At 59.3% G+C, this 22,761-nt stretch carries 21 protein-coding genes and 1 pseudogene; 10 read left to right on the forward strand and 12 right to left on the reverse strand.

Going from position 1 to position 22,761, the window contains the following annotated elements; translation table 11 throughout:
• The 5 genes from EOC06_RS00705 to EOC06_RS00725 all read left to right on the forward strand — a co-directional run.
• Positions 1–998: MmgE/PrpD family protein (locus EOC06_RS00705; protein WP_245469268.1), on the forward strand; the 998-nt coding region annotated here is incomplete at its 5' end.
• Positions 998–2,155, forward strand: coding sequence for an acyl-CoA dehydrogenase family protein (locus EOC06_RS00710; RefSeq protein ID WP_127330117.1), 1,158 nt, complete (start codon positions 998–1,000; stop codon positions 2,153–2,155). The genes EOC06_RS00705 and EOC06_RS00710, both read left to right, overlap by 1 nt.
• 12 nt (positions 2,156–2,167) lie before the next feature.
• Complete coding sequence (locus EOC06_RS00715) at positions 2,168–3,028, forward strand: MaoC family dehydratase N-terminal domain-containing protein (RefSeq protein ID WP_128306833.1); 861 nt, start codon at positions 2,168–2,170, stop codon at positions 3,026–3,028.
• A complete protein-coding gene (locus EOC06_RS00720) occupies positions 3,028–3,864 on the forward strand; it encodes a CoA ester lyase (protein ID WP_127330121.1) in 837 nt (278 codons plus the stop codon). The genes EOC06_RS00715 and EOC06_RS00720 overlap by 1 nt, the downstream gene beginning before the upstream one ends.
• A gap of 2 nt (positions 3,865–3,866) precedes the next feature.
• Positions 3,867–5,354 (forward strand): NAD-dependent succinate-semialdehyde dehydrogenase, encoded by a 1,488-nt coding sequence (locus EOC06_RS00725; protein ID WP_127330123.1) that lies wholly within the window; start codon positions 3,867–3,869, stop codon positions 5,352–5,354.
• Positions 5,355–5,578: 224 nt separating this feature from the next.
• On the opposite strand, the pseudogene EOC06_RS41445 reads toward EOC06_RS00725, so the two are convergent.
• A pseudogene (locus EOC06_RS41445) lies at positions 5,579–5,750 on the reverse strand (DNA-binding protein); the annotation flags it as partial.
• Positions 5,741–5,959, reverse strand: coding sequence for a hypothetical protein (locus EOC06_RS41450; protein ID WP_164898418.1), 219 nt, complete (start codon positions 5,957–5,959; stop codon positions 5,741–5,743). The pseudogene EOC06_RS41445 and the gene EOC06_RS41450, both read right to left, overlap by 10 nt.
• Between EOC06_RS41450 and EOC06_RS45065 the strand changes: the two genes are divergently transcribed.
• Entirely contained in the window at positions 5,946–6,203 is a 258-nt protein-coding gene (locus EOC06_RS45065) for an I78 family peptidase inhibitor (RefSeq protein ID WP_127330141.1), read from the forward strand. The genes EOC06_RS41450 and EOC06_RS45065 overlap by 14 nt on opposite strands.
• A 336-nt stretch (positions 6,204–6,539) precedes the next feature.
• Here the strand turns inward: EOC06_RS45065 and EOC06_RS00740 are convergent, their stop codons facing one another.
• On the reverse strand, positions 6,540–7,043 hold the full coding sequence (locus EOC06_RS00740; RefSeq protein ID WP_127330125.1) for a hypothetical protein: 504 nt from the start codon (positions 7,041–7,043) through the stop codon (positions 6,540–6,542).
• 520 nt (positions 7,044–7,563) lie between these two features.
• On the opposite strand from EOC06_RS00740, the gene EOC06_RS00745 reads away from it, so the two are divergent.
• The 3 genes from EOC06_RS00745 (at position 7,564) to EOC06_RS00755 (ending at position 10,640) form a co-directional block, all read left to right on the forward strand.
• Entirely contained in the window at positions 7,564–8,478 is a 915-nt protein-coding gene (locus EOC06_RS00745; protein WP_127330127.1) for an NAD(P)-dependent oxidoreductase, read from the forward strand.
• A gap of 247 nt (positions 8,479–8,725) precedes the next feature.
• The gene (locus EOC06_RS00750; RefSeq protein ID WP_164762695.1) at positions 8,726–9,610 is read left to right on the forward strand and encodes an endonuclease/exonuclease/phosphatase family protein; all 885 of its coding nucleotides are present in this window, start codon (positions 8,726–8,728) and stop codon (positions 9,608–9,610) included.
• A 49-nt stretch (positions 9,611–9,659) separates the two neighbouring features.
• On the forward strand, positions 9,660–10,640 hold the full coding sequence (locus EOC06_RS00755) for a UbiA prenyltransferase family protein (RefSeq protein WP_128306835.1): 981 nt from the start codon (positions 9,660–9,662) through the stop codon (positions 10,638–10,640).
• On the opposite strand, the gene EOC06_RS00760 is transcribed toward EOC06_RS00755, so the two are convergent.
• From EOC06_RS00760 to EOC06_RS00790, 7 genes are all read right to left on the reverse strand, one after another.
• Positions 10,637–12,304 carry a glycosyltransferase family 39 protein gene (locus EOC06_RS00760; RefSeq protein ID WP_128306836.1) on the reverse strand — a complete coding sequence of 556 codons (1,668 nt, stop codon included), beginning with the start codon at positions 12,302–12,304 and terminating at the stop codon, positions 10,637–10,639. The two genes, EOC06_RS00755 and EOC06_RS00760, sit on opposite strands and share 4 nt — an antisense overlap.
• A complete protein-coding gene (locus tag EOC06_RS00765) occupies positions 12,301–13,461 on the reverse strand; it encodes an archaeosortase/exosortase family protein (RefSeq protein ID WP_128306837.1) in 1,161 nt (386 codons plus the stop codon). The genes EOC06_RS00760 and EOC06_RS00765 overlap by 4 nt, the downstream gene beginning before the upstream one ends.
• On the reverse strand, positions 13,458–13,883 hold the full coding sequence (locus EOC06_RS40725; RefSeq protein ID WP_206631141.1) for a hypothetical protein: 426 nt from the start codon (positions 13,881–13,883) through the stop codon (positions 13,458–13,460). Before EOC06_RS40725 ends, EOC06_RS00765 begins: the two co-directional genes overlap by 4 nt.
• On the reverse strand, positions 13,880–14,833 hold the full coding sequence (locus EOC06_RS00775; protein ID WP_128306838.1) for a lysylphosphatidylglycerol synthase transmembrane domain-containing protein: 954 nt from the start codon (positions 14,831–14,833) through the stop codon (positions 13,880–13,882). Before EOC06_RS00775 ends, EOC06_RS40725 begins: the two co-directional genes overlap by 4 nt.
• 2 nt (positions 14,834–14,835) lie before the next feature.
• Positions 14,836–15,750: an autotransporter domain-containing protein gene (locus EOC06_RS00780; RefSeq protein ID WP_127332266.1), complete on the reverse strand. Its 915-nt coding sequence runs from the start codon at positions 15,748–15,750 to the stop codon at positions 14,836–14,838.
• 185 nt (positions 15,751–15,935) lie between these two features.
• Complete coding sequence (locus EOC06_RS00785; protein WP_128306839.1) at positions 15,936–17,981, reverse strand: DUF2298 domain-containing protein; 2,046 nt, start codon at positions 17,979–17,981, stop codon at positions 15,936–15,938.
• Positions 17,978–18,706, reverse strand: a complete 729-nt coding sequence (locus EOC06_RS00790) for a glycosyltransferase family 2 protein (RefSeq protein WP_127332262.1) — start codon at positions 18,704–18,706, stop codon at positions 17,978–17,980. The genes EOC06_RS00785 and EOC06_RS00790 overlap by 4 nt, the downstream gene beginning before the upstream one ends.
• A 192-nt stretch (positions 18,707–18,898) precedes the next feature.
• On the opposite strand from EOC06_RS00790, the gene EOC06_RS00795 reads away from it, so the two are divergent.
• Positions 18,899–20,038: a UDP-galactopyranose mutase gene (locus EOC06_RS00795; protein ID WP_281062017.1), complete on the forward strand. Its 1,140-nt coding sequence runs from the start codon at positions 18,899–18,901 to the stop codon at positions 20,036–20,038.
• On the opposite strand, the gene EOC06_RS00800 is transcribed toward EOC06_RS00795, so the two are convergent.
• Both EOC06_RS00800 and EOC06_RS00805 read right to left on the reverse strand, forming a co-directional pair.
• On the reverse strand, positions 20,017–21,660 hold the full coding sequence (locus tag EOC06_RS00800) for a glycosyltransferase family 39 protein (protein ID WP_128306841.1): 1,644 nt from the start codon (positions 21,658–21,660) through the stop codon (positions 20,017–20,019). The two genes, EOC06_RS00795 and EOC06_RS00800, sit on opposite strands and share 22 nt — an antisense overlap.
• Before the next feature lie 305 nt (positions 21,661–21,965).
• A partial coding sequence (locus EOC06_RS00805) for a glycosyltransferase family 4 protein (RefSeq protein WP_206631142.1) occupies positions 21,966–22,761 on the reverse strand: 796 nt, incomplete at its 5' end.

The following is a 22,761-nucleotide window of genomic DNA, read 5'->3' on the forward strand; positions in this document are numbered from 1 at the left end:
CAGGATACGAGGCCTGTTGCCGGGTCGGCATGTCCGTCGGCAAGAAGCATTACCGGGTCTGGCACAACACCTCGACCTGCGGGCCGTTCGGTGCGGCGTTTGCCGTGGCGGAGCTCCTTGGCCTCGACGACACCAGGACCGTATGGGCGCTTGGGAACGCCGGTACCCAGTCATCGGGTCTTTGGGAGTTCCTTGCAGAAGGCGCCATGAGCAAGCATCTCCACACCGCCAGGGCTGCGGAATCGGGCGTCCTCGCGTCGTTCCTGGCCAAGGAAGGATTCACGGGGGCGGAGAACATCCTGGAAGGCGAGAAGGGCTTCTATGCCGGTCTGTGTCTGGACCCGATTCCGGAGGTCGTCACGGCCGGGCCTGAGCGGGCCTGGCAACTGATCAACACCTCGATCAAGCCATGGCCTTGCTGCAGGCACACCCACCCGGCGATCGATGGCGCGATCGCCTTGCACAACGAGATCGCCGGGGAAGCCATCGCAAGGGTTCATGTCGGGGCTTACCGGGCTGCCCTCGACGTGTGCGACCGGCCCACCCCGGACGATCCATACAGCGCCAAATTCTCGCTGCAGCACACTGTGGCGATAGCGCTAGCGGACGGCCGTGTCGACCAGGCCAGCTTCGATGCTGATGCCCGCCAGCGTATGGTCGACGAACGCAAGAAGGTCGAGGTCGAACTGACGCCGAAGATCGACGCCGCCTATCCGGAGTCGTGGGGCGCAGAGGTGATTGTCGAAACGGCTTCCGGCAGACGCCTTTCCGCCGCCCGGCACGACGCCAAGGGCGATCCCGATAACCCGGTAACGGCCGCCGAACTGTCCCAGAAGGCGCGCACGCAGCTCGTCGCCGGCGGCACTTCGCAAGCCTGTGCCGACGACCTGATCGACGCTATCCTTGGCCTTCCCGATAACCGCCCACTGCGCTCGCTGGGTTTATTTGAAACCGCTGGGGACGCGCCTCCCCAGGTCCGTGCAGCGCGGAGTGCCTGATGTTCAAGGACTTTGACAACGAGGACATCCGCGACGCCGTGCGCCGGCTCTGCGAGCGATTTCCGGGCGAATACTGGCGCAAGCTCGATGCCGACCGCGCCTATCCCGTGGATTTCGTCAACGCGCTGACCGAGGCCGGCTACCTTGCGACGCTGATCCCTGAGGAATATGGCGGGTCGGGCTTGACGCTTTCGGCCGCCGCCGCCGTGCTCGAGGAGATTCAACGGGCCGGATGCAACGGCGCCGCGTGCCACGCCCAGATGTATGTCATGGGCACAGTCCTGCGGCATGGCAACGAATTGCAAAAGGAGCGGTATCTTCCGAAGATCGCCTCCGGTGAGTTGAGGCTGCAGGCGTTCGGCGTTACCGAGCCCACCAGCGGCACCGACACGACCTCGATCCGGACATTCGCCCGCAAGAACGGCGACCATTATGTCGTCAACGGCCAGAAGATCTGGACAAGCCGGGCGGAACATTCCGACCTCATGTTGCTGCTCGCGCGCACCACCCCCAAGGATCAGGTGGCCAAACGGACCGAAGGCCTGTCGGTGTTTATTCTCGACATGCGGGAGGCGCTCAAGCAGGGCCTTTCGATCCGGCCGATCCGGACGATGATGAACCATTCCACGACCGAGGTCTTTTTCGACAATGTGAAGGTCCCTGCCGAAAACCTGGTCGGCGAGGAAGGCAAGGGCTTCCGCTATATCCTCTCCGGGATGAATGCCGAGCGGATCCTGATTGCCGCCGAATGTGTCGGCGACGCCAAGTGGCTGATCAACAAGGCTTCCACCTACGCATGCGACCGCAACGTCTTCGGCCGGGCCATCGGCGCCAACCAAGGTATCCAGTTTCCCATCGCCAGGGCTTACGCCAACATGCGTGCAGCCGAACTCATGGTCCGTGAAGCCACGCGGCTCTATGAGGCCGGTCAGGACTGCGGCGCTGAAGCGAACATGGCCAAGATGCTGGCTGCCGATGCTTCCAATGAAGCCGCGAACGCCTGTATCCAGACGCATGGCGGCTTCGGGTTCGCTGAGGAGTATGACGTCGAACGCAAATTTCGCGAGACCCGGCTTTACCAGGTTGCGCCGATATCCACGAACCTCATCCTGTCCTACCTCTCCGAGCATGTGCTCGGAATGCCACGTTCCTACTGACGGGCAGGGCCAGTGGACGCGACCGAACCGAAGCTATTCGCAGAATGGATTGGCCGTCGGAGCGAGAGCATCGATGTTGTTTCGGAGCGCCTCGTAGAGAGTTTCCGCGCCATTTTTGAACCCCATCTTGCGCTGCTGCCCGCAGATACCGCCCCTTTGGGCACTCATTGGTGCCTGTCGCCGGCAATCGCCGGGATGGACCAGTTGGGCGCCGACGGGCATCCCGCCAAAAACCTGTTCTTGCCGCCCGTGCCGCTGCCGCGCCGCATGTGGGCTGGTGGTGAACTGCAGGTGCATGATCACCTACGGGTCGGTGACAAGGTTCGCAAGGTATCTACCATCCAGGACATCGTGCGCAAGCAAGGCCGATCCGGTGAACTCTGGTTCGTCGCAGTCGGCCATGCTTACCATTCCGATCGGGGTCTCGCGCTGAGTGAACGGCAGGACATCGTTTACCGGGAAGCCGTGGTGCCGCGAAATGGCATTCCTCCAAACACCTCCCCGGTGGACCCCCCGACAATCCGGCCAGCAGGGCAAGTGTGGTCTGTCGTACCTTCGTCCACGTTGCTCTTCCGCTACTCCGCGATCACCTTTAACGGTCACCGTATCCATTACGATCTGCCTTACGCGACCCAGTCCGAAGGCTATGAGGGGTTGGTTGTCCATGGCCCCATCCAAGCAACGCTTCTCCTCAACCTCGCGGCGTCCCAAGGCACCCGTATGCCCCTGACGTTTCGCTGCCGCGGAGTAGCCCCGGCGATTGCAGACCGTGAACTGACCGTCAGGGCCGGCATCGATGGTCGGCGACTCTGGACGCAAGGCGGGAGCGGCGCCGTGCACATGGAAGCCGATATGGATCGGGGTCCGGCCTGATGACTGCGCAGAGTGACGTGCTTTTTACGCCTGTCGCGCCTTTGTTTGTGCCGGCCGATCGGCCAGAGCGTTTTGAAAAAGCCGACCGGTCCGGAGCCGACGCGGTCATTATCGATCTTGAGGACGCTGTTGCGCCGGCCGCCAAAAATAGCGCGCGGTCCAACCTTCACCATGCGCTGACATTGCGGAACCCAACCTACGTCCGGGTGAACAGCCAAGACAGTAGCTGGTACACTGCTGATCTTGCTGCAGTCGGGGCCCTCGGGCTTCGACGCATCTGCCTGCCAAAAGCGGAGTCCGTGGCGACCCTCGACGCGATGGTTCATATCTTGGGTGAGGACATCGAAATCATGGCGCTGATCGAGACGGCCCGGGGGCTGGAGGCGGCGGCGGTGTTGGCCGCTCATTCTCATATCGCGAGACTGGCCTTCGGACCCGCAGACTTTACGCTGGACTTGGGTGCGACAGCCTCCGATGCCATCAAAGCGCATGCCATGATGCGGCTCGCCGTGGCGAGCAGAGCCGCCGGTAAGCCCTTGCCGTTGGACGGCCCATCCTTCGAGGTCACGGATACCGTCAAACTGGCCTCCGAATGCCAGCAAGCCTTAAATCATGGGGCCGGCGGGAAGCTTTGCATACACCCTGCCCAAACTTCGCATGTCATCACAGCTTTCCAACCGAGTGACGAGCAATTGCGCTGGGCGCAGCGCGTCGCTGACGCGGCCCAAGACGGCGCAGCACGCCTTGTCGACGGCAAGATGATCGACGCTCCCATTATCGCCCAGGCCCGGGCGCTTCTGCTTCGGGGCCGTTCGCAATCCAACAAAGGTGTCTAACCATGGCCGTATCAGCGACACTCCTAAGCAAGGTCAAGGACGAGGATCTGATCCGGGAAGCGGGATTGATTGGCAAAGAATGGCTAGGCCACTCCCAGTCCGGAAAAACCTTCGAGGTCACCAACCCTTCGACCAATGAAGTGATGGCCACTTTGCCCGATTTTGCCCGAGCCGAGATCGCGAAGGCGATCGACGTCGCCTACGTGGCCCAAAACGAGTGGGCTGCTCGCACGGGCAAGGAGCGCGCTGCAGTCATACGGCGATGGTACGACCTGACGATCGCCAATCTTGATGATCTGGCGACGATTCTGACTGCTGAAATGGGGAAGCCGTTGGCCGAGTCCAAGGGCGAGATCCTCTATGGCGCGTCCTACATCGAATGGTTTGGCGAAGAAGCCAAGCGCGTCTATGGCGATACAATCCCCGGGCATGCCCGTGACAAGCGGATCGTTGTGATCAAACAGCCTGTCGGCGTCGTCGGCGCTGTTACGCCCTGGAATTTTCCCTCCGCGATGGTGGCGCGCAAGATCGCTCCGGCGCTGGCGGCAGGCTGCTCGATCGTCTTCAAACCGGCGGCGCTGACACCACTCTCCGCCTTGGCCCTCGCCGTACTTGCGGAAAGGGCGGGGGTGCCGGCCGGGCTGCTGAGCGTTGTCCCGATCACGAAGAGCTCGGACTTCGGCGATGAGGTTTGCGAAAACGAGAAGGTTCGCAAACTCACCTTCACCGGGTCGACCGAAGTCGGCCGCACTCTCATGGCGCAAGCCTCCGCGCAAGTCATGAAGCTCAGCATGGAACTGGGTGGCAACGCCCCATTCATCGTCTTCGACGATGCCGATGTCGATGCGGCCGTCGACGGAGCCATCGTCTCCAAGTTTCGCAATGCTGGCCAGACCTGTGTCTGCGCCAATCGCCTTTACGTGCAGAGCGGCATCTACCAAGAGTTCTCCGACAAGCTTGCGCGTCGCGTCAAAGCCTTCCAAGTCGGTGACGGCTTCGCGGAGGGCACCGAGATCGGCCCGCTGGTGGACGGCCGCGCCGTGGCCAAGGTCAGGCGTCACATCGAGAATGCCGTCTCTCAGGGCGCCAGCATTGTGGCGGGCGGGCCAGACCATCCTCTTGGCGGTAATTACATCTGGCCGACGGTCCTGACCGGGGTAACCTCCAAGATGGCGGTAGCCCGCGAAGAAACCTTCGGACCGTTGGCGCCCTTGTTCCGCTTCGAAACCGTCAACGACGTCATTGCGATGGCAAATGATACCGAATTCGGGCTTGCGGCCTATTTCTACGCCAAGGACATGGGCCGTGTGTGGGCCGTCGCGGAGGCTTTGGAATATGGCATGGTCGGCATCAACACCGGGCTCATTTCGACCGAGGTCGCGCCGTTCGGCGGCATCAAGCAGTCGGGTTTTGGCCGGGAAGGCTCGAAATACGGCCTCGATGATTACCTGGAGCTGAAATATTTGTGTTTTGGGGGGCTTCCCCACTAAGGCGCAACGCCGAGTTTCTAGACTTTCGGAGCAAGCGTTCTTCCGGTCGGAATCTTAGAGAGCCTTGTCGCAACATCGACAGTTGACGGCTCGCCAATGGAGGTTCGGCTCACAGGATCGCCTCGTCGCCCGAGGAACGAGTCTCGTTGGCCTAGTTGGTCTTCAACTGGCCGATGCGGTTTTCGGCTTTCCGGTTAGCAGGCGTTTTGAGCAGTGCCCGCGCGTCAGGCTGCCTTGTTCGTCAACTCCGAGGTTTCGCTGTCGAGAGCTTGCCTGTCGCTTAGGTAGAGCGCGCACGTGGTGCGCAGCATGGAGGCAAAATTCGGGATATGGCCGTTGATTCTCCAGCGCTTCATCGTAAAGCGTCGAGAGGAATTTCGGCGCCGTCATTTCCTGTCCCTGGGTTGCCAAGCATCTCCAAGCATTGCCTGCATATCGTCATAAATTTCGTTCATGAGCACCAAACCGCTCGAATATCCGACAAGAAGGACAGTCAATGGGCGCACGAGCGGATGCCTGCCCAAAGGAGAACAGCCCCAAATGCAGTCGCGGTCATGTTTCGGTTTCAGTTTCATCGCGGGCACGATCATCATGGCCGGCTGCACTGGTATTGCTCCGCCCACGCGCCATTCATCAGATTGCGGAGCCGCCGCTCTGCAAAACAAGATCGGCCTTCCCGTTACCGGCAGTTCCGCTGACGATGTCCGTGTAGGTGGCGCGCCGGTCCGGTCCAAAGGAGACGTCAGAGTAATCGCGCCAGGTCAGGCCGTCATTCACAACTACAGCGACGCGAGGCTGAACCTCGAAACGGACGGGCGGGGTAATCTAAAGCGCGCAGTTTGCGGCTAGTGCTATTCAAAGACCTTCAAGGCAAGGCCTTGCCGCCGATTGCAGAGCCTTGATCTGCGCAGCGGGTTTTTCGACGATGGTTAGCGCACGGTCCCGCTGCCGTGCGCCTTTGTAGCTGTTTCGCTTCCGACATGGCGCAATGATCGCAAAGGCGACCTGCGCGAACTGTCAATCATGTCCTCGCCCGGCCATCCCCGGCCGGGAAACCAGGTCTCGCAGGCATGTGGCCACCGCTATGATCGTACCTGGCGGCAGAAGATTGCCGATCAGATCGGCCCAGAGCAGGATCGAGGCCTCTTCTGGCTAACAAAGGCTCTCACAAGGAAACCCCGTGCATCAGATCGGCGCCGGATTGACGCCGGCGGCTCTGAGCTGCGTACCGAGCTTGGCTCGAGTTGCGCAGGACGCCTTGTCACCGGCGACGCATTTGTTGTTGGCGGCTGACCAATCCAGAAGGGCCGTGTTGATCCAACTGCCAGGGGCGCGTTGGACACCATAGGGAGTTGGTGGCGCTCTTGTGGCAACGGCAGTGGCGGCAGCTGCGGCGCCCTTGCCATGCGGCGCGAGTTTCCAGCCGCTGATGATTAGACAGTTCTTCATGTACTGATCTTCGGCGATCGCATTGCCAAGTGCGTTGCCGAGCCCAGCACCCGCGACAAATGCGGGCGATCCAATTGCAAGGTAGCCCTGGTCTACTGATCCTTTGCGCATCTCGCACTGAGCATGGGCAACCTCGAAACTAGGCCCGTATCCTATTTGCATGTAGTCGGCTTGATTGCTTGTTTGGCAGCCGCAAAGCGACACAATGGCGGCGAGCACCATCAACGTTTTTCTTTTCATCCCCCGCCCTCCCAAGGCTCCAAGGCTTTAGATCAGCATCTCCTAAAGTGGATATTTCCGCAAGTGATGAGAGTCATCCTGGTAAATTTGGCCGACGTGTATTCGGAAAAGTATAGGCTCCGCAGTCTCGGCAGACATACCCGCCTATTTACTAACTGCATGTCAGGGAGTAGGGAGCGGCCGCGAATTGAGAGAGCTGCCCGCCTCGGCCTGACTATCTAGCTCGCATGTGTGATGAGGGCCTGCTCGTCAAGGTCAGCTATGGAATCTACCGCGCACCTGACAGCAATGGGTCCTGAACCTAGGGGCAACCCTGCCGTAGCCATCCTGTCATTGCGTTTCTTGACGACCGCGTCGCCCGTCTCGGGGCGAGTAGAAGCCCGCGCGCCCGATACGAAATTTCTGAAAGTGGTTCGCGCAGGTTGTTCAACCGGCATTTGTCAGCTCTACTCTCTTCGGAAGCACGGTTCCACTTTACAGTCCCAGGCCCCGACGTCGACAGCGCATTGGTAGAAACTGCATGCATGATGAATTTGTCCTGGTTACCGGTTCGCATGGACTTGTCGGCAAGGCGGTGGCCCAACTGCTCTTGCGAACTGGCAACCGTGTCCTTTTCGCAGACCTTCGCTCGGATACCCCGTTCGATATATGCGACCAGGAAAAGGTCGAGACGGCCGCGTCGCAGGTGACGGGGATTATCCATCTCGGGGCTGTATCGCGCGTCGTCGAAGCGGAGCGTCATCCGGCGCTGTGTCAATCCGTCAATGTCGATGCTACGCGTCACATTCTGCAGTCGGCCCTGAAAAGCAGACTCAAACCTTGGGTCATCTATGCGAGCAGTCGGGAAGTCTATGGTCCCCAGCCGGGAAAGCTTGTAAACGAAGACATTGCCCTCGCTCCCATCAACATTTACGGCCGGTCCAAGCATGAGGCAGAGAATCTCGTCACTGAGGCGCGCCGAGCCGGGCTGAAAACGGCAATTGTGCGGTTCTCAAGCGTCTATGGAGCCTTGAACGATCATGCCGACCGGGTCGTGCCGGCTTTTGTAGGCGCGGCGGTGACCGGCGGCACATTGCGCCTCGACGGGCCGAATTGTGCGTTCGATTTCACCCATATCGACGATGTCGCTCCCGGAGTCGCTGCGGTGGCGAGTCAACTGTTTGCGGGTGAACAGCGGCTGCCGCCAATCCATTTTGTTTCTGGCCGGAGTACCTCGCTTGAAGAATTGGCCAACCGTGCAATTGCTGCCGGCAACGGTCGCGGACGTTTCGTCATCGCCCCGCCGCGCAGTTTCGATGTGCATGAATTTGTCGGTGATCCAGGACGAGCGAAAGCGCTGCTCGGCTGGCAGGCAACCGTGACGTTGGAGGCCGGCCTCTCACGATATGCCGATCTGATGCGGACGCGTCTTCCTGTGGAACAAGCGGAAGCATGATTGCCGCCCGCGCGGGGCCATGTAAATAAATGCAGTCAGCCAGAGGTCCAGCCGGAGCGCCATCGCGCCGTGCGCCTCAGGGCAAGCAACCGCACATGATTTATGCCCGCACGCTCTGGCGCTTGGTAATGTTGTTGATAACTTCCAAGCCGGAATTCGTCTTCAAGAGGGTTACATTCTGATGATCCCGGCGAGAACGCCATGGCGGCGCCTACGGAGGCGGTTTTTGTTAGCTTGGACAGTCGTGGTGGCGGCGCTGCTCGTAGCCGGGTTCCTCAATACGCTCCATCCGGCGCTGGATTCGGTCAGCCATTTTCGGCTTCATCTCGCGGCGGTGTTGGTATTGTCCTTGGTTCTAGTTTCATGGAGCGGCTCTCGTGCTGCGCGGGTTTGCGCTTTGCTTTGCGGCGTGCTCGCCATTTCCGCAAACGTCCCGGTCGGGCAAATTTTTGCCAGAGAAACAGTGTCCCAGGACAAAGCGCACATATTCCGCCTGCTACAGATCAACGTCCGGTTCAACAATCCGACGCCCTTCGAACTTCTGGCTGTCATCCGAAATACGAAGGCAGATGTCGTCACCTTGGAGGAAGTGAACGACCAATGGGTCGAGGAACTTGCCTCGCTTGACGACCTTTATCCTCACAAAATCCTTTGCGGCGTCCGTCCGATCGATGGTGTGGCAATATTCTCCCGGCGATCATTCGATGCGACTCGGCCACCCACCTGCATCGGCAACACATCATTTGCCGCGGCCTCGATCAACTTCAACGGCAAAACAGTATCTGTTGCTGCCGTGCATTTGAAATGGCCATGGCCGTTCCCGCAACGCGACCAGATAGAGGCTTTGGCACCAGAAATCGGCCGCCTCGGCGCGAACGCCTTGCTGGCTGGCGACTTCAATGCGACACCTTGGAGCGCCGCCACGGGCCGGATCGCCAAGGCAGGCGAGCTCACGCTCGTACCTTCTGTCGGACCGACCTGGTCCCCGTATAGCTTGCCCTCGCTACTGCGCTTTGCCGGACTGCCCATCGATCAGCTTTTGCAAAAGGGAAAGGTCGTCGTTCGTTCGGTTCGAAAAATCGAAGCACCCGGCTCAGATCATTCAGCCTTGATCGTCGATTTCACGCTTTGAGATGCCGGAGTCTGAGGAATGAGGACTGCGATTGTCTGATCCAAGTTACATGGCCAATCTGATCACGAGAGGCTATGAGTGGGGTCATCGTGGGACAGCGAACCAAAGGGTGGAAAGTTTGTCAGCTACGGCCGATAGCGAGGGAATGGCATCAAGTCTTTCGGCTTGGTTCTCGCTGATCAGGCCGGCGCATTGGATCAAGAACCTGCTTCTGGTCGTACCTGTTATTTTCTCCCACGCGCCGATTTCTGCCGGCATGTGCATAAAGCTCGTCGTCGGTATGGTCGTGATGAGCCTCGCGGCTTCAGCCGGCTACATCGTCAATGATATCAAGGACGCGACCTTTGACAGGCTACATGCGCGCAAGCGTCACCGTCCGATCGCGGGCCGACTGATAAAACCTCAGCGGGCGCTCTCTGTTGCGATCGGGATGGCGGCGGCATCGCTCACTTTGGCGGCAGCGGCGATCGGCGTCACGGTGGCCATCGCGGTCGCTGCGTATCTCGTCGCCACCATTACATACAGTGCATATTTCAAGCGGTTTGTAGGGACGGATGTCGCAATCCTTACCGGACTCTATGTCTGGCGGCTGCTGATCGGCGGCGAGATCACCGCGACGTCCCTATCGCCTTGGCTCATCTGTCTCAGCGTAAATCTATTCATGGCGCTGGCCTTGATAAAACGCATCGATGAGGTTTCTTCCATAAGCACGCCAGCCACAGTGCCCTCGGGTCGGGGCTATACCCATGTGCACAGGTCTTCATTGCTGGCGGGCACCGGTTTTTTTGCCTTTGCCACAGTGATTACGATTTTGGCTTATCTCGCCTGGAGCAATGCCGTCGTCCTTCACTATCGTGATCCTGTTTGGCTCTGGGGCGCGGCGGTCGCCGTCTGCCTTTGGCTCCTGCACCTGTGGCGACGCGCAATCGACGGCAGAATCGGCGGCGACCCAGTTATGTTTGCCGCGGCCGATCCGGTTAGCCTTGTCTTGATCTGCCTTGGGACGGCGGCTTACATCCAGGCAGTTTAGTGCTTCGGCGCGCAACTCGCGGAATCACTGATTGCCGAAACAAGTGCCGGGGCTGGAAGCGGCACCGTCTTTTCAAAGATGAAGACTTGCGGGCTGTCGAAAACCGTGAACGTCTCCTCCGCTTGGCCTGTAGGGTCTAGTAGGGGCGGCAAGACCGGACGGCGCCGGAAGGTAGCCACAAGCTGATATCCGAGTCTCCCTGACCACAAAGCAGCGTAGTATGGGCACATTTCGGGGAACCGGCCGAGGAGCCTTGGAAGGACCGAATAGTGCCGACGGCTGGCCACGATCAACCATCTGCTGCCAGCAAGCACATCGGCCATCCTGGCGATCTTGTCGGGCGATGAAACATCCAGCAACGGCAGCATCTTGGTCGTGAGCGGCGTGGCGCTTGGGATCCAATATGGTGGCCCGACATCCGCAGGCTCGACGACCACACCATCGCCTGCGGCTAGGCGCGGCACCATCCAGTCCCAAGCGGCGATGCGCGGGTCGGGTTTTTGATAGATGGTCGCCTGCATCAAGCCGGCCAGTCCCGTAACCACGCCTGTGGCCAGCATGGCTCCGGCCCGGATCCTGCCGACGCGCAACTGGCTGATGAAATAGCCTGAGAACAGGATCAGCAGGGGCAGCAGCGGCGCCAAATAGCGTACGAATTTGGCGTGCCAACTGCAAACGATCGCGCCGTAAACGATGGCGAGAGCAAGTGCTGGAACATATTCGAGCGCCATTCTGTTGCCGCGCCTCAGATCGAGGACGAGCGCAACCATGCCGGCCAGACCCAGTGCCGGCACGATTGGACCGAGAAGCCACGGCAGTTGAGAAAGTTCGAACAGGCCGCCGACCGTGCCGACAAATTGGTAAGTCCAGAAGACGTCTGTGGTGCCACGTACGACACCGCCCTCGAAACGCATCGTAGCGAAGTAGGCGTCGGGGGTGGCCCACAGTTGCGGTGTCGTGACGAGTGCCAGCACGAGCACCACGACGGTCGCGGCACCCCCTGCCTTGATTACCTCTACGACTTGGTTTCGCGCCCGGATGGAGCAGGCAACGGCGGTGAGTGGGCATAGCGCGAACACCAGCGCTGTCGTTTTTAGCCCGAAGCCGAGCCCGACCACCGCGCCGCTCAGCAGCGCGAAGCGCAGGAGGGGGATCTCACCGCGATTGTAGAATTGGCAAAGCTGAATCATCACGCACAGGCAAAGGATCAGCCCCGCTTCCGTAGTCAGGAAATGTGCTGATTGGATCAGCCCTGGCGAAGCGCCCGCACAGGCTGCGACGAAGAGCGCGACACGAGGGCTGAAACTTCGCTGCGCGGTGCGCGCGAGGATGACTAAGGTCAAGCTTGACCAAAGCGCGGAGAGGACGCGTCCGGCAAATTGTATGGCGGCCGGATCCGATCCCTGAGTACCGATGAAGGGAGAGATCAAGGCTGCGAAAAAGCGTGGCAGATAGAGAGCAAGGCCGTTATAGGCGCTGAAGTCGGAGACGAGATGATCTGGATAAGACAGCCGTGCAGCGGCGGTGATGATGTTCCGCTCGTCCGGGTTAAGGATCAGCCCATGATCCCAGCCCAATCCCTGGACTCGCAGCACCGCCCCGAGCGCGACGACAAACCACAACCACTCCCGCAAGTGGCGGTCGCTAAGCGGCATTAATGTCATCTGCGCCGCCGCCGGGATGGTCGACCATCGGGCGGACGTCTGGTCAATGGCGGAGACGCTGCGGCTCCCGGCTCATGCCTGCCCGCCATGGCAAAGGGCAGGACGAAAAGGTTGAAATGCACCAGCATATTTTGCGCGGCCTTCAGAGTTCCAAGTAGAAAAAGCGACGGCGCATGATACGTCTCGACAATGCCATTGAACGACACGGTGGTGGTCTGCGCGGCTGTCGCTGCGTCATAGCCGATAGTGAGTGCTGCGACCGTCATGGCAACACAGAAGAGCAAGATAGCCGACACCATCCTTCCCAACATCCTGGGCATAGGCAAGCCCGCACCCCGCGAAGCGACGATCAGCGATGCAAAAACCAGCGACGCGGCCAAGGTAAAGTCCGACGGGTAAAACCCGGTCGTGACAAAGGCGGGTGGCTGGAGCGCAAGAACACCTGTCGTCGTCAGCAGCGCGCCGGCTTCAGAGCACGCAATGCTTTGCGACACGCCGAACGGCATTAGCCGAAGCATCGCGTTCGAAATTGGCGTTGCAACGACGCAACTCACATCGTCGCTGACAACATACCAGGCAAGCGCGCCAAGGCAGGCAACGGCGAGCCAGATCTTCAGGCTTGGCAAAATGTCCGCCAGTCGCAAGCCGCGCGCGTTGCATGCAAGCACGGCAACCAGCACCGAACTTAGCAGAGGAGCGACGTAGAGATGCTGCGCCAGCATCAGTGTGGGCGTTCCAATCGAGAGGAACAGAACGATCACCCTGGCGAGGTTGAATATGAAGATGACGACTACAGCAGCGAGGATAGCCATAACGGGTTTCGGAAAAGTGTTCGTTCGCCCTCCGAGCCATGCGGTCATTGCGAAAAGGCTGACGATAAGGCCGCTGCCGTCACAGGCCGACGTGACGGCAACGGCGTGGCCCGACACCGTGTCCCGCAACTCGACGCCGTGACGAACCATATCGAAGCCGATGAGAGAAAGAAGCGAGGCAGCGACGATCGCCAGACCCTTCGTGACAATGCCGAACAGAGCGGCAATTGGAGGCGTTTCGAGAAGAACGAAGCCTGCAAAGAGGACGGTCAGGGTTAAAATGATCAACTGCCAAGGGCGCTCTCGTCGTGGAGCTTGGCCAGCGCGATAGTCCGAAACCGTCATCTTCGCTGGTCGGACTGCCTAGCCCAGAGCATGAGTGCCAGCAAGGCGCCAACGACGACGAAAAGCAAGGCGGGTACGCTGAAATTCGAATTCCCGCCGGGAACTGAATTGACATCGACAGGCGTGGAGGTCGCCGAAGGCGTCAACGACAGGGTAGGCGTATTGCTTGCAGTCGGTGAGAGGGTCCCGGTCGGAGTGTTGGTTGGCGTGTTGGTTACGGTGGCGGTGGCGGTGTCGGTTGGCGTGTTGGTTGCCGTGGGGGTGACGGTGTCGGTTGGCGTGTTGGTTGCGGTGGGGGTGACGGTGTCGGTCGGCGTGTTTGTTGGCGTGTTGCTTTGCGCTTTGACGGCTGTCCCAGTTGCCAGCAGAAGCGCGGCGCACAGGCCTGCACTTACAAGAAGATTGAAAAGCCGGGCGCTCACGTGCGTTTTCTCCGTAGGATCATGAGAAATCCGGCTGCCTGAGTTACAAGGACAAAAAGTCCATAGGCGACGGAAGATAGCACAATCTTGTCATGGTCTAAGCCGAGATGGGTAAACGCGTTTACCAACGCGAATTCGCGCAATCCCCAGCCCGCAATCGAAAAGGGCAGAACCGACGCGAGCAGGACGGCTGCGAGCACGGAAATCGTCGGCAATATCGGCGCCTGAGCGCCCAGCGCATGCGCAATGACGAGGAACATGGCGATGTTGGCCAGATGCCCCGCCATAGCCACGGGAACCATAATCAGCAGGCTGCGCCAGGAAATGCCGGTAAGCACCATCGTCGACAAACGCTGGAAGATGCTCGAGCGCCGCGAAGTCCACCATGCCAGTAAGCCAGATGCGATAACAGCAATCACGATGACTATTGAACTGATCATTGCCGGATAGAAGAGGGCGGTGCTCAACATCGGTGCCGCCGCCAGACAGACGACGAGCAGCCCAAGCACGCCATAAAATCTGTCGACGATCACGGAGCCTGCCGCAGCCGAGGCCGGTATGCCCCAGCGTGCCAGCAATGTTATCCGCACCGCATCGCCGCCGACGACCGATGGCACGAGCTGATTGACCGCCAGTCCAACCCAAGTGAAAGCGCTGAAATCCGCCATTGAAGGAACGGTCGGCGCTTCTGTGGTTGTTGCCACGATGTATCGCCAGCGCCACGCGAGCGTGAACACGATCACCCCCGACAACAACAAGCATGTCGCGATGCTACCCGGGCCGATGGCGGCGAGATCGCGCCAGGCGAATTCGTCGGAGGAAAGCCACATTGCGGCGGCAAGAAGCGTGCCGGACAGAGCAACGCGCGCCGCCACCATCGCGATATCGGCAGACGGCCAGCGAGTCCGGGCGGTCATGCCCAGTGCGCTGAGTGTCGCTGCCCTGGTCACGCTTAGAACCCCTTCGAGAACTTGAATCCGCCATCAGCGCCCTGGAAACCGTCCTCACCACCGAAAACGCCGGCAACCAGCGAGAGTTTACCTGACAGGAATTCGATATCTGCCCCTATTCCAAGCCTGCCAGAGATCTGCTGGTCTTCGGGCGTTACTGCTCCGAACGAAGCTGCGAAATCGGTATTTTCAAGAAAATTCACGTAGCCTGTGGCCTGCACATATGGCGTTAGGCCCGGCAGCTTGGTGCCCAGTTTGAGATCGGCCAGGCCGGTGAGAACCGTAAAGCCCGAACCAGGAACGGCGGCAAATGGACTGCCGCCCGAATATTCCTGATAGGCGTCGTTGTCCTGCCGAATGTATCGCAGCCCCGTGCCGTATGCGATGAAATAGTTGGCGGAATTCAGAGTTCCCTGCAGTTGCGCGTCGACGATATAGCGCATCGCGTCGTATTCGCCTCTATAGGTCCCCCCGGACCTGGTCGTCCGGTAGTTCAGCCACTCGGCGCCACCGAGGACGCTAAAATCGAGCGTGTCATGCAGCTTGACGATGACGCCAGCCAGCCCACCGACACCGCGATTGTCCAGTGTGCCCTTGTTATAGTCGAGATCGCCGTTTCCGTGCTCAGCAATTAACGACGCGACTACGGTGACGTTCGGGGAGATTTTGTGCGCTATGGCAAGGCTTCCGAACACAGAGGTGAAATCGAAGCCGAAGCCATTCGGGGAACCTTCGACGTAGCGAACGCCGCCGCCGAGCGAAATGCCCCACTCACAGGGATCGCGCAGCGCCTTGGCATCGGCGTTTGCGTGCCCCAGATAATTTTGACAAAGATCAAACAATGCCGCGTCACGCGCGGTTATTGCGGTCGTGTCGATGAGCGACGTCGCAACAGCCTGGTCGATTCGCGATTGCACGGCAGACGCGGATCCCGGCACATTGCGAGCTTCAGCGGTAGCCGTTGCCAGCAGAAGCAGCGCTACACATACTCCAAGCCACCACCAGCTTTGCCTGTTCCAAACCCTGCCCAACCCGGCCCCCGTCCAAATCAGTGCGCGAACGCAAATAACCATAACGTAACATTACCAAAGGTAAACCCGGATCAGTTCGCGCAACTGGCTGGTTCCACCTGAATAATCATTGAGTTGCCGCTTTGCACCACAATTGGCCCAAGCTGCCTGAAAATATCAGCATTGATACCTGGGAACACCTCGCGCTCGACAGTGCCGATGGCCACATGGGTAACCCCATAGGTTGCGACCAATGCACAGGCTTGCCGCAGGGTAGTGGAATTGTAGAACGCCGCGACTTCATCATATCGGCGATAGGCGCTGGAAATATCACCGCGCCAAAGCCATTCGTGTCCGCGCCAACCGACAATCGTTGGAACGCCTGAGAATGCAGAAAGCCTGCTTTTCTGGGTGAAGCTGTCGCCCGGCGCTTCCACCAGGATGATTAGACGGTCTGAAGGCTGCGAACGAAGCCAGTCTATCAGCGCCATATCGTCATGGCGACTGCGCACTATGAAGCCGGTACCGCTGAGGGTAAAGGTGCGCTCACTCATCGGGAAAACCCGATATCGGTAGATGTCATCGGCATAGGACAAGGTCGCCAGCAATGGAGCCGCAAGAACGAGCGCAGCCACAGCGGCGATCACCCCTTTCCGTTGCAAAAGAAGGCCGATCAAAATCATGCTTGCCATCATAGCAATTGGCTGCGCCTCGAAGGCGAGTTTGAACATGGTGTTCGCACGCCTGTTATCCGCACCGTAAATGTCTTTGACATAGACGATTTCCGGGAGGGCGATCAGGCAAAGCGCGCACAGAGCCAGCAAGGCTCCAACTCTCCAGCGGGGGTCGCGGCCGAAGGCCACGAACAAGCCAACCAGAAGAATCAGGCAAGGTAGCGCGATATGACCGTAAAGGACTGCCAGTTGCCAGAACGGAGTTCGCCCGTCCATCCAGCGCAAGGTTGATGCGATCGGTTTGAAGCTGACCAGAAATGGAGAGGCGAGCACCAAGGCAAGGCCGACAGTCACCGCGGCAGTCAGGGAAAGCTTGACGAAAAGCCTTAGCCGGCGGCCTTTGCGGTGCGTCAGCAAAAGGAGCCCTGTCAGCGGCAACAGCAAGCCGTAGGACACCGCATCCCAGCTGTTGCTCATCGCCGAGATCGCGAAAAGGAGTGCCAGGATAATGATTTCTCGCCAGCGAAGGCCATAATGTGCGGCCGCCCCTGTTTCGCGCTCGACGATGCGAGCAAAGATCATAAGGATCATGAACGCCACGGGCAGATTCAGGACATGTGCATGCAAATCGCCGACACCGAAGCCGTAGGCTGGCATCTCGGTGAAGCCCCTGTCATCGGTTAGTGGATCGAAGCCGACGAAGCGCGTGGAATCCGGATAAAAGAAGCCGCGGCTGTAAGTCGTCGGCGACAGCGCGCGGAAAGGTCCATAAAGGACGCTGTGGAAGTTGCCGCCGAATGCCACAAGTGATGCCGCCACGAGCCCGCACACAACCGAGATACGGTCGTTCATCTTGCCCAGGCACCCACGGACAATCCGGTAGGTCAGCGATACCGCAAAGGCGAACACGGTTGCGACCATCAAGTTGAAACCGTGATCCGCCGGCACGCCACTCAACTGAATAAGCCATGCCGCAGCGACGTGACCAAAATAATAGTAATTGATCGGCTGTCCCATCCACCAAGGGTCGGGAGGTGGCATCGACGAGGCCCGCAGCGCCCCGTTGATGAAGCCGAAATCCATAAACTTCTCGAGGCCCTCAATGTCGGCCGCGCTACCCTTGATGAGAATGCCGACCATCAGGAGGGTCAAAAAGCCGAGCTCCCACTGCACAAGCCTTTTGATTGGCGGCATTCGAAGCTTTGTTCGAAATGTTAGGGCAAAAACTGCCAAGAGCCCAAGTAGACCGGTTATCCACCCATATCGCCAGAATGGGATGCCTGCGACGGCTGCAAGCCACCCGCAATAGGCGCCGACCAGCCAGGCGAGAGGCTTTGCGGCCAAAAAGCCGAAATCGTCATCTTGCGGAAATAAGGCTGCCGCCAATGGCCATGCAAGCAAGCCGCATGCGCTTATTGTAAACCAAAACAGAAGCGCCGACCCGACGCTTGCCGCATCGATCATTGGGCTGGGACTGCCGCGTTTTGCTTTTTCATGCGTTTGCGATAGTGAGCTATATCAGCTGCACCTTCGCGCGAAAAACGCACGAGCCTGCGCAAATTGAGCGTTGAGTGGCCGTGAGGGCGCTTTTGGTGCATGACGGGCACTTCGATTGCACGTATATCGCGACGATAGAGTATATGTGCCGCCAGCAAAACAGACGGAACCCAACAGTCGTCACGCATCGTTTGGCTCGCTTGCAACCAAATCTGTCGCTTCACGAGCTTGTATGGAGCGCCCGCATCGCCTACCGCCGTACCAAGCTGCAAACGCAACAGCAACCGCATAAAAAACGAAATAACAAGGCGATGCAATGGATCGTGACGCGGTCGCCTCAGGCCTAGTATGGCTTCGTATTCGGGCGTCATTGCCCAATGCTTGGCAAACTCAGCGAGCGAGACCTGGCGGTCGCTATCGAGAACGAACAGCCATTCGCCTCTCGCTTGCTCCAGGCCGTTGGCGAGGGCAGGGCCATGGCCCTTGTTGACCTGGTTCAGCAGCCTGATTCTGCTATCGCGCTGAGCGACGTCGTTTACGATCGCGGCCGTGCGGTCGGTGCTGCCGTCGTTCACAACGATTATTTCAACATCCGTCACGACAGCGACGACGTCCTTGAGGACGTCGTCGAGTGCCCCTTCGATATTCTGCTCTTCATTGTAGGCAGGAATGATCACGGACAGGATCGGCATGAACAGCACACCAAAGACACAACTGGCCGTCAGCGCGCTATGCGACCTCCCGGCAATGAAACGCCGGCTATTGCGGCGGCTAGCGATCGTGCCTTTGAAGGCTCGACCACAGACACTGAGGTTGCTATCACAAGCTTAGAGAAAAGCACAACAACATTAGACAGCAGGAAGCGCTTGGGAAGAGTTTTGGTTGTGGGTGCCGGCTTCAGCGGGGCGGTTATCGCCCGCAAACTCGCCGAAGCCGGATTGTCTTGCCTCGTCGTTGATGAGCGTGATCATCCGGCAGGCAACTGCCACACGTCGGAGGACGCTGAAACCGGCATCATGATCCATCGTTACGGGCCTCATATTTTCCACACCGACGACGATGAGATTTGGGCATTCGTCGCAAAGTTCGGAGAGTGGATGCCTTACCGTCATTCGGTTTTTGCCACGGTCGGCGGCGAGGTTTATTCCCTTCCCGTCAACCTGCTGACTATCAATCAGTTCTTCCACAGTGCAATGGTGCCTGCGGAAGCAGAGGAATTCATCAAGACCTTACAACCGCCGATCGCAGATCCCGCCAATTTTCGTGAGCAGGCGCTGTCGATGGTCGGCGAGCGGCTTTATGAAACGTTTTTCCGCCACTACACGGAAAAGCAATGGGGCGTTGAACCGGAATTGCTGCCGGCCAGCATTCTCAAGCGCCTGCCGCTGCGGTTTTCCTATGACAGCAATTATTTTCATCATCGGCAGCAGGCGATGCCGCGCGACGGCTACACAGCCATCGTCGCTGCCATTCTCGACCACCGAAACATCGAACTTCGGCTTGGCGTTGCTTCCGAAACATTGACCGAGACATTCGACCACACCTTCTACAGTGGAGGGATCGACCGGTATTTCGGCTATTGCCTTGGCGACCTGGGCTATCGAACGCTGCGTTTCGAGGAAGTTCGCACCACCGGAGATGGCCTCGGCTGTCCTGTCATGAATTTCCCTGACCCTGGTACGCCGTGGACACGCATGACCGAGCACCGGCACCTGTCGCCTTGGCGGAATCACAGATCGCCGATATCGATTATCTGGAAGGAATATGCACAATCGGCGGTCCGTGGCAGTGCGCTGTTCTACCCACTTCGCCTGGCCGCCGATGAGCGGTTGCTGGAGGCTTATGTTGGATTGGCGCGGCAGCGCCCCGGAGTGACCTTCTTCGGGCGCCTTGGCAGCTATGCCTATATCGATATGGACGCTGCGATAAGGCGCGCTATCGACACCGCAGCCGTCGCTGTCAGAGCCTTAACCAGCGGGAACTCGCCGCCTGCCTTCGTCCATCAGCCTTTGGGTAAGGCTTGAAGTAGCGTCGTTTCCACTTTCTTGCCGTCGAAGCAGGGCTGCTTTCGGTAGATCTCCACTGTCGGGTGATCGTAGACGCTCCATGGCTCCTGAACACCGGTGTCGTCAAACTGGAAGCCTGCCACAGGGTAACCTAACTTCGAGCGGTAGATCGGTTCAAAGCAGAGGCTGCCGTCTGCCAGCATCGCATAATAGGCGGTCGACATTGGGAAGCGGTTTTGGAGATCGATGATTGGCTTACGCATACGCTCGCTCGAGATAATCAACAGATTGGCATGGTCGAGAACCCTTGCGATCTGCAGAGCCTTCTCTCGCGTGTCGGGCGCTTCAAGACCAAGGACTGAAAAGACGAAATGGTCTTCCAGTCCTGCCCACGTCAAGTCCTTGGAGCCCGGTAAACGGACATTCACCGGAAGGCCGTCGTCCCAATTCGTCTCGTTAGCGAGTACTGTGCCCTTGTCGGTGTTCAGCCATAGCCACCGGGAGGCGGCAACGCGACTGTTGGTCGTGGTATGTAGGGTCACCATGCCATAGCCCCAGATGCATGCCATGCCAATGCAAAGCACCGCGACTGCGCTGGTCCATCGCTCCGAGAACATCGCTGCGAAAGCCAGCGCCGACAGGACGCAGAATGCGGGCAGGGCAGGGGAGACGTAGCGTAAGGCCGGGTTCGGAACTGTAAGCCAGTAGAAGGCAAAAACCGCGGTAGCCGCCACTAAGGGTAGCAAGCTCGGCCAGAGCGCCCGATCGCGCACAGCCACGATGGCGCCGATGCCAACGGCAAACGTTGTAGGCAAACCCAGGCCCCAAAGAGCCAAGTCGGCAAGAGCGTTCCTTGGTCCATAGCCCCCGAACCATTGCCAGTTCGGAGGGAAGCCTTGATCCAGCACCAGCCTGCTCATCTCCTTGTAACCCTTGATAAAGTTTTCGGTGGGGACAAGGCCGAAGAATCCAGGCCCTTGGAACGTGAAAGGGCTGGCGAGCCGGAAAATGAGGCCAGCGGCAACGAAGCTCAGCAACAGGCCTGTCAAAAGATCGGCTAAATGGCGCTCCCTGCCCGCTCGCACGTAACGTGCGATGACGGCGAGGCACGTTGCTCCAACAAGCGCAAAGCCTGGAATTTTGCAGGCGGCGGCCAAGCCGGCAAGGCCTCCCGCGACAAGTGCCCAGACAAGAGCCGAACGGTGGCCCTTCGTTGTCACCACCAGCGTCGCGGCTAGCAGACACCAGATAGCGGCCGATGTCAGCCACACGTCGACGGTGAAAAAGTTGGACTGTTGGATTGCCGATGGCAGGAACGCATACAGTGTCGCAGCGCACAGGCCGGCGATCGAATTTCGCACCAAAAGGCCAGACAAAAGGAACACTGCCAGGATGGTATACGCGTCGATGGCGGACCCGATAATCCGTGCCCGTTCCATGACCTGGGGCCAGCCATCATCCGCGGCACGCGACACCAGGCTAAGGACAAGGTGCGGAAACTCGCCATAGACGTAAAGGCCATTTTTTCGGCGCGGATCAAGGGGCGATTTGCCGGCGGCAAACCATGTGTCGCTGACAGACAGTTCTCCGGGCTTGAATTCGTCGAAGGCTCGCATCGATTCCATAACGACGGAAACCATGTGGCGCTCATCGGGGTGAAGGTTGGCCCCCTCGTCCCAATTGGTGCCCATCAATCTGAGCATTGCACCAAAGGTGATGATTACGAGGCACGCTGCGGCGACGAATGCCTTCGTGCGCAGTCCAGACGGACCTATAGGTGTTGAGAGGGATGCCAGAGTGATGCTCGACTGTAGAGGCAGTGTTGGGCCATGATGTGCCAGACAACAGTTGTCCCGCAACTGGAAAATCAGCATGCGAGTTGGTTGGCCCTCGCGGTGCCCGCTTTTGGTGGGCGCGCCGCCGAGTTGGTATGTCTTGAGCTGCGCTATGTCGCCTGTAGCATTTCGACGTATGGAGCACAGGCGACTTCATCGCCAAAGAGCCTGTCCAAGGATGCTGGGTCCAACTCATGTTCAGGCCCGTTGGTAAGCACGTCGATCAGGGCGGAGGCGAGTGCCTTTGGGTTACCTGGCGAGAAGAGCCTGCCCATCCCCGTACGCTCAACTGGAACCCGCATGCCGGGAAGGTCGGAGGCGACGACTGGAACCCGTCGAAGCATGGCCTCAACCTGCACCAGCCCGAAAGATTCGAGCCGGTCCATGCTGGGCAATACCAGCACGTCGAGGCTCTGGTAAATTTCTGCGAGGGGACGCCCCGTCAGCGTTCCACGATATTGCACCGTCCCTCCTGATGCTTCCGCCAATTCGAGGATGTCGCGCCAATAGGTTTCGCCGACGACTTCTGACGCAGGGCCGATCAGATCAATTACGAAGGGCGCATCGAGTTCGCCTTTCAGATGCGGAATTGCGTCGAAAAGGACCTCAAGGGTTTTCTGTTTAGCGATCCGCCCGACATAGCCTATGCGGTAGACATGCCCTGCGGCCTTCGGAAGCCCCTTTCTCGGCGGGCAGACTTCGCCCGGAAACAGCTTTAGGGCTATCGGAAGCGGCGCAGTCTTTACCTTCGAGCGGAAGATGCGGCAAAAGGTTGATTGCGCGGCGTAATCTTCCGATACCACCTGGACGGTGTCGGCGCAGGCACCGGCTATAAGATGGGGGATGGCGGCAACCGCGCGCATGAGGCGGTCGGCAAGGCGCGCCTTGCTCATGCAGCAGACTGTC

The organism is Mesorhizobium sp. M7A.F.Ca.MR.362.00.0.0, assembly GCF_004023175.1.
In the GTDB taxonomy this organism is placed as follows: domain Bacteria; phylum Pseudomonadota; class Alphaproteobacteria; order Rhizobiales; family Rhizobiaceae; genus Mesorhizobium.